At 62.5% G+C, this 6,757-nt stretch carries 4 protein-coding genes and 1 riboswitch; all 4 genes read left to right on the top strand.

The window, feature by feature from the left end:
• The coding region (gene fhuF, locus AOQ71_RS42400) for a siderophore-iron reductase FhuF (protein ID WP_083513908.1) at nucleotides 1–388 on the top strand (388 nt) is incomplete at its 5' end.
• The gene (locus AOQ71_RS02650) at nucleotides 385–2,076 is read left to right on the top strand and encodes an ABC transporter ATP-binding protein/permease (protein WP_057741336.1); all 1,692 of its coding nucleotides are present in this window, start codon (nucleotides 385–387) and stop codon (nucleotides 2,074–2,076) included. The genes fhuF and AOQ71_RS02650, both read left to right, overlap by 4 nt.
• A 77-nt stretch (nucleotides 2,077–2,153) precedes the next feature.
• Nucleotides 2,154–2,371: riboswitch (cobalamin riboswitch) on the top strand.
• A gap of 121 nt (nucleotides 2,372–2,492) precedes the next feature.
• Nucleotides 2,493–5,396 (top strand): ribonucleoside-diphosphate reductase subunit alpha, encoded by a 2,904-nt coding sequence (locus AOQ71_RS02645; protein WP_057741333.1) that lies wholly within the window; start codon nucleotides 2,493–2,495, stop codon nucleotides 5,394–5,396.
• 10 nt (nucleotides 5,397–5,406) lie between these two features.
• Complete coding sequence (locus tag AOQ71_RS02640) at nucleotides 5,407–6,564, top strand: ribonucleotide-diphosphate reductase subunit beta (protein WP_083513907.1); 1,158 nt, start codon at nucleotides 5,407–5,409, stop codon at nucleotides 6,562–6,564.
• Nucleotides 6,565–6,757 lie beyond the last annotated feature (193 nt).

The raw sequence follows: 6,757 nt of genomic DNA, 5'->3' as shown, positions 1-6,757 counted from the left end.
GGAGCCGTTTCGGCGGCTGCGGCCGCTGCTGTTCGATCACTTCGCCCCCCTGATCGAGATGTGGTGCGATCGAACCGAAGTCACGGCACGGGTATTCTGGAGCAACGTCGGCAACACCTTCGAGGCCATGCTGCGCAGGCTCGAAGCCGTATCCGGTCCATCCCAGCGCCTCTCGGAAGCCCAGCGCTGGCTGTCCGAGCCGGCCAGCCCCGCCGGTGAGCCAAACCCGGTGTTCGACGCTGTCCACTTTGTGCTGGAGGGCGGGGCGCCGGAGCGGCGCCGCCGCGTCTGCTGCTTGCAATATCTTCTGCCTGACCGGCGCTTCTGCAAGGCCTGCCCGATCGAGGAGGCCCGCGCGGCGCGCCGCCAGCAAGGAGCTACATCTTGAACCGGATCGCTTCTCTGAGGACTTCTCTGCGAGAGGTCAGCCGTATCGCCGGCCCATATTTCCGGTCGGAGGAGCGCTGGAGCGCGATCGGTCTGTCCGTCTGCATCATCGCAGGCCAGCTCGCCCTGGTTGGCGCCGCCGTCGCGGAGAACTATTGGCGCAACGCATTCTTCCAGACACTTCAGGACAAAGATTGGATCGGCTTTCTCACCCAATTCGGCGTCTTCTGTACCATCGGCGTCGTTTTCGTTTTCGCGACGGTCTATCAGCGTTACCTCACGCAATGGCTGACCATCCGCTGGCGCCGCTGGTTGACGGCGCGTTATGTCGGTGAATGGCTCGATGGTCCCGTTCATTACTGTACGGCGCTCGGCCGAAATCCCATCGACAATCCCGACCAACGCATTGCCGACGATGTCAGGCAGTTCATCGACGACGCGATCGCGCTTACCGTCGGTCTGATCAATGCCATCGCTCGCATCTTCTCGTTCGTGGCTGTCTTGTGGACGCTCTCGAACCTCGTGCCGCTGCGCATCTTCGGCGTGTCCTACGTCATCCCGGGCTATCTGGTCTGGGCGGCGCTGATCTACGCCGGCCTGGGTACGATCGTAACCCACCTGATCGGTCGTCACCTCATTGCGATCGATTTCGAGCGGGAGCGGCGCGAAGCCAATTTTCGTTTCGCGCTCGTGCGCATCCGCGAGAACAGCGAAGCCATCGCGATGATGCGCGGCGAGGCGTCGGAGCGTGACGATTTGCTCGGCCGTTTCTCCGATATCGCGAGAAACTGGTATCGGCTGATGCGATGGGAGCAGTTCGTCTCGCTGTTCGCGGAGAGCTACAAGTATTACTCGCGCTATTTTCCTTATTTCGCATTGGCTCCGTTGTTCTTTGGCGGTCCCATGCAGCTCGGCGCCTTCATGCAGGCCGGCTCTGCCTTCAACTCGGTGCACCAGGCGTTTTCCTATTTCATCAGTTCCTATGTCCGGATCGCGGAGCTGGTGGCGACTGTGCAGCGGTTGTCGCAGTTCGAACAGGCGATGGCCGAAGCTGCGTTGAAGAGCAAAACCGGATCGCGCGCCACGGAAGGCGCACTCGATGTGGACGGTCTCGAAGTCACCGACGCTGAAGGCCGGGAAATTGCCTCGCTGGCGCGACTTGTCCTGAAGCCGGGCGAAGCCGCTCTGCTGGTCGGCCGATCCGGCGCGGGCAAGACGAGCCTGCTCCGCGCAATGGCTGGCATCTGGCCCTATGCGCAGGGTAGGGTGGCTCGACCACGCGGACGCGCCATGGCGCTGCCGCAGCGTCCGTACATTCCTCTGGGGTCGTTTCGCCGTGTGCTGAGCTATCCCGCACCGGCCGACGAATTTGGCGACTCGCGGCTTCGGGAGGTATTGACGATTGTCGGCCTCGAACATCTCGGGTCGTCCCTGGATGTCGTTGACGCCTGGCATCGGCGACTGTCGGAAGGCGAGAAGCAGCGTTTGTCGGTCGCGCGCGTTCTGCTGGCCGAGCCGGACCTGATCCTGTTGGACGAGGCAACGTCTGCGCTCGAGGTGCCGGCTGCGAGCATGTTGCATCGTGAGATCCGCCAAAGGCTGCCCGGCTCGGTCATCGTTTCTGCGGCTCACGATCAGGAGTTCAGCGACGTCTACGGCAAGGCCGTTGAATTGGAGAAATGCGCCTGAGCGAAGGAACTCCCGCATTCCACAGAGAAAGTCGGCCCCTCGGGCAAACGAATCGTTGACACCATGTCGCGAATATCACCACATGTGGGCGTCACGGTTCCGCTGGATCGCAAGATTTAGTGGCTAAGAGGGAAGCCGGTGAACCGCGCGAGAGCGCGGAATTCCGGCGCTGCCCCCGCAACTGTCAGCAGCGAGCTGCTTCCTAACTGACGTCACTGGTGCATTCCGCGCCGGGAAGACGGGAAGCGAGCGACGACCTGCGAGCCAGGAGACCTGCCGTGACGACCTGAACGTCCACGGGCGGGGTGTCCCGGCGGTCGCTTGCATGCGCCGTCGGCAACATTCTGCCGGCGATTCTGCGGCGTCCCTCCTTACGGCCCCGTTCAAACACAACGCGCGCATCACGGGGCCTATTGATGTCACTGAACCTGCACAACGCGGAAGGCGCTTCCGCACCCATCATCCAGTTGCGTTCACAATCGCTCGCGGCGGCTTCCAGCGAGCCGTCCATGCAGATCATCCGCCGTAACGGAAAGGTCTCGCCGTTCGATTCCGCCAAGATCGTCGTCGCCATGACCAAGGCTTTCCTGGCCGTGGAAGGCACCAGCGCGGTCGCCTCGCGGCGCGTCCATGAAAGCGTCGAGCAACTGACATCCGAAGTTGTCACCGCGCTGATGCGCCGTGCAGGCGAGGGACGCACTTTCCATATCGAGGATGTGCAGGATCAGGTCGAACTCGCTCTGATGCGCAGCGAGCACCACAAGGTCGCGCGCGCCTATGTGCTCTATCGCGAGGAGCGGTCGCGCCAGCGCGCTGAAGAAGCCGCTGCGGAAGCCAAGACGGCCGCCGTGCCGGAGCTCCACGTCACGCTCGCCGACGGCTCGCGCGTCGGTCTCGACACCAAGCGCCTCGCACTGATCATCGGCGAGGCCTGCGCTGGCCTCGACGGCGTCTCTGCCGCGCCCGTGCTGGCCGAGACCACCCGCAACCTCTACGACGGCATCAGCCAGGACGAGCTGGCGCTGGCCTCGATCATGGCCGCGCGCACGCTGGTCGAGCAGGAGCCGAACTACGCCTATGTCAGCGCGCGCCTTCTCCTCGACAAGCTGCGCGGCGAGGTGCTCTCGCATGTCCACGGCATTCCGACCTCGGCTTCGCAGGCCGACATGGCGACGCGCTATGCCGAATACTTCCCGGCCTATGTGAAAGTTGGCATCGCCGCCGAACTGCTTGATCCTGAGCTCTTCCGTTTCGACCTGGCGCGGATCGCCGCGGCGCTGAAGCCGGAGCGCGACCTGAACTTCCAGTTCCTCGGGCTCCAGACGCTCTACGACCGATACTTCCTGCACGAGCACGGCAAGCGCATCGAGCTGCCGCAGGCCTTCTTCATGCGCGTCGCGATGGGCCTCGCTATCCGCGAGATCGATCGCGAGGTTAAGGCGATCGAGTTCTACGATTTGCTCTCCTCGTTCGACTTCATGGCCTCGACGCCGACGCTGTTCAATTCGGGCACGCTGCGCCCGCAATTGTCCTCCTGCTTCCTCACCACGGTGTCGGACGACCTCGACGGCATCTTCAAATCGATCAAGGACAACGCGCTGCTCGCCAAATATTCCGGCGGTCTCGGCAATGACTGGACGCCGGTGCGCGGCCTCGGCGCCCACATCAAGGGCACCAACGGTGAGAGCCAGGGTATTATCCCGTTCTTGAAAGTCGCCAACGACACCGCCATCGCCGTCAACCAGGGCGGCAAGCGCAAGGGCGCGGTTTGTGCCTACCTCGAGACCTGGCATGTCGACATCGAGGAATTCCTGGATCTGCGCAAGAATACCGGCGACGACCGCCGACGCACCCACGACATGAACACCGCCAACTGGGTGCCTGACCTGTTCATGCAGCGCGTTGATGCCGACGGCGAATGGACGCTGTTCTCGCCTGACGAGACGCCCGATTTGCACGATCTCTATGGCGAGGCGTTCAAGGCGGCCTACGAGGCCTATGAGGCCAAGGCGAAGGCCGGCGGCCTGCGCGTGTTCAAGACGGTGCGCGCGACCGATCTCTGGCGCCGCATGCTGACTATGCTGTTCGAGACCGGCCATCCCTGGATCACCTTCAAGGATCCCTGCAACCTCCGCTCGCCGCAGCGGCACATGGGTGTAATTCATTCCTCGAACCTCTGCACCGAGATCACGCTGAACACGTCGGCTGACGAAGTCGCGGTCTGCAATCTCGGCTCGATCAACATGCTCGCGCATGTCGGGGCCAATGGCCTGGATCAGGCCAAGTTGAAGCGGACGGTCAAGACCGCCGTACGGATGCTCGACAACGTCATCGATATCAATTTCTACACGATTCCGGAGGCGCGCCGGTCCAACATGCGCCATCGCCCGGTAGGCCTCGGCCTGATGGGCTTCCAGGAGGCGCTGCAGGTCCAGCGCATTCCGATAGCGTCCGATGCGGCCGTCACCTTCGCCGATGTCAGCATGGAGGCGATTTCCTACCACGCAATTGAGGCGTCGTCGGATCTCGCCGCCGAGCGCGGCCGCTATCCGAGCTTCGAGGGCTCGTTGTGGTCGAAGGGCATTTTGCCACTCGACTCGATCCAATTCGTCGCGGAGTCCCGCGGCGGGTGGGATGCCGACCGCTCCTCCACGCTGGATTGGGATCGCTTGCGCAAGAAGGTCACCTCCAGCGGCATGCGTAACTCCAACGTCATGGCGATCGCGCCGACAGCGACGATCTCCAACATTTGCGGCGTCTCGCAGTCGATCGAGCCGAACTACCAGAACCTGTTCGTCAAATCGAACATGTCCGGCGACTTCACGGTCGTGAACGACTTCCTGGTCCGCGACCTCAAGGCGAGGGGGCTGTGGGACGAGGTCATGGTCTCCGACCTCAAATATTTCGACGGCAGCGTCGGCCAGATCGATCGCGTGCCTGACGATCTCAAGGCGCTCTACGCGACCGCGTTCGAGATCGACAGTGCCTGGCTGATTGAAGCCGCCGCACGCCGGCAGAAATGGATCGACCAGTCGCAGTCGCTCAACCTCTACATCGCCAATCCTTCCGGCAAGAAGCTCGACACGCTCTACCGGTTGGCCTGGCGGCGCGGGCTGAAGACCACCTATTACCTGCGCTCGCGCAGTGCCACACATGTCGAGAAGTCCACGCTGAAGGGCACTGACGGCAAGCTCAACGCGGTCTCGGCCTCCACCGCCGTCTCGCACGCCCCCATCATGATCCCGGCCGCTGCGGCGCCCGATCTCGACGGCATCAAGGCCTGCCGGATCGACGATCCCGAATGCGAAGCGTGCCAGTGAGGAGATGACGATGCTCGATTGGTCCGATACCGAAACGACCACAACGGCTACGCCCGCCGCCGCGACCCTCTCGACGGCATTGCGTCCGCAGACGCAGCTCAAGCTCGAGCCGGTCGATCCGACTGGCCTCGGCACGATCGACCGCGCCGGCGGCCGCGTCTCGGTCGACGAGAAGCGGATGATCAATTGCCGCGCCGACGTCAATCAGTTGCTGCCGCTGAAGTACAAATGGGCTTGGGAGAAATATCTCTCCGGCTGCAACAATCACTGGATGCCGACCGAAGTCTCGATGCAGGCCGATATCGCGCTGTGGAAGTCGCGGGACGGCCTGACCGCGGACGAGCGGCGCGCGATCAAGCGCAATCTCGGCTTCTTCGCCGCCTCGGAATCGCTGGTCGCCAACAACATCGTGCTGGCAATCTATCGTCACCTCACCAATCCGGAATGCCGGCAATACCTGCTGCGGCAGGCCTTCGAGGAAGCAGTTCACACCCACACCTTCCAGTACATCGTGGAAAGCCTCGGCCTGGACGAGGGCGAGCTGTTCAACATGTACCGCGAGGTGCCGTCGATCACCGACAAGGCGGCCTGGGCGCTGAAGCACACCCAGCATCTGGACGATCCGTCGTTCCAGACCGGAACGCCGGACAACGACCGCGCCTTCCTGCGCGATCTCGTCGCCTTCTACGTCGTGTTCGAAGGCATGTGGTTCTACACCGGCTTTGCGCAGATCCTGTCGCTCGGCCGCCGCAACAAGATGGTCGGCATCGCCGAGCAGTATCAGTATATCCTGCGCGACGAGAGCATCCATCTGAACTTCGGTATCGACGTGATCAACCAGATCAAGATCGAGAACCCGCACTTGTGGACGCCGGCGTTCCAGGACGAGGTCCGCGGCATGATCCGCGAGGCCGCCGAGCTCGAAGCTGCCTATGGCCGGGACACCATGCCGCGCGGCTTTCTTGGCCTCAACGCGGCGCTGTGCGAGCAGTACATGCACTTCATCGCCAACCGCCGCTGCGCCCAGATCGGCCTCGCGCCTGTCTTCGCCGACGTCGAGAACCCGTTCCCGTGGATGTCGGAGGCGATGGACCTGAAGAAGGAGAAGAACTTTTTCGAGACCCGCGTCATCGAATATCAGAACGGCGGTGCGCTGAGCTGGGATTAGAAAACCGGTAGCTGCTTTGTGAAGGCGTTTTGCGGTCTCATTGCAGTAGGAACGCGCTCGCTTTTAAGGGACCGTTCCCGTAAAATCCAATTCAGGGCTGTCAGGCGATATCTTATATTCCACCTTAAGTAGTTTCTACTTGAGGTCGTGATATGCGTGTAATATGTGCCTGATGGAGTGGAGTGGAGTGGAG

It is taken from the genome of Bradyrhizobium manausense, assembly GCF_001440035.1.
Classification (GTDB): Bacteria; Pseudomonadota; Alphaproteobacteria; order Rhizobiales; family Xanthobacteraceae; genus Bradyrhizobium; species Bradyrhizobium manausense.
The sequence above is the reverse complement of the archived record's forward strand: the minus strand, read 5'-3'. Positions and strand labels throughout refer to the sequence as shown.

Coding starts and splice junctions, on each gene's coding strand:
- AOQ71_RS02640 (WP_083513907.1), top strand. CDS start 5,407: ATGCTCGATTGGTCCGATACCGAAACGACCACAACGGCTACGCCCGCC.
- AOQ71_RS02645 (WP_057741333.1), top strand. CDS start 2,493: ATGTCACTGAACCTGCACAACGCGGAAGGCGCTTCCGCACCCATCATC.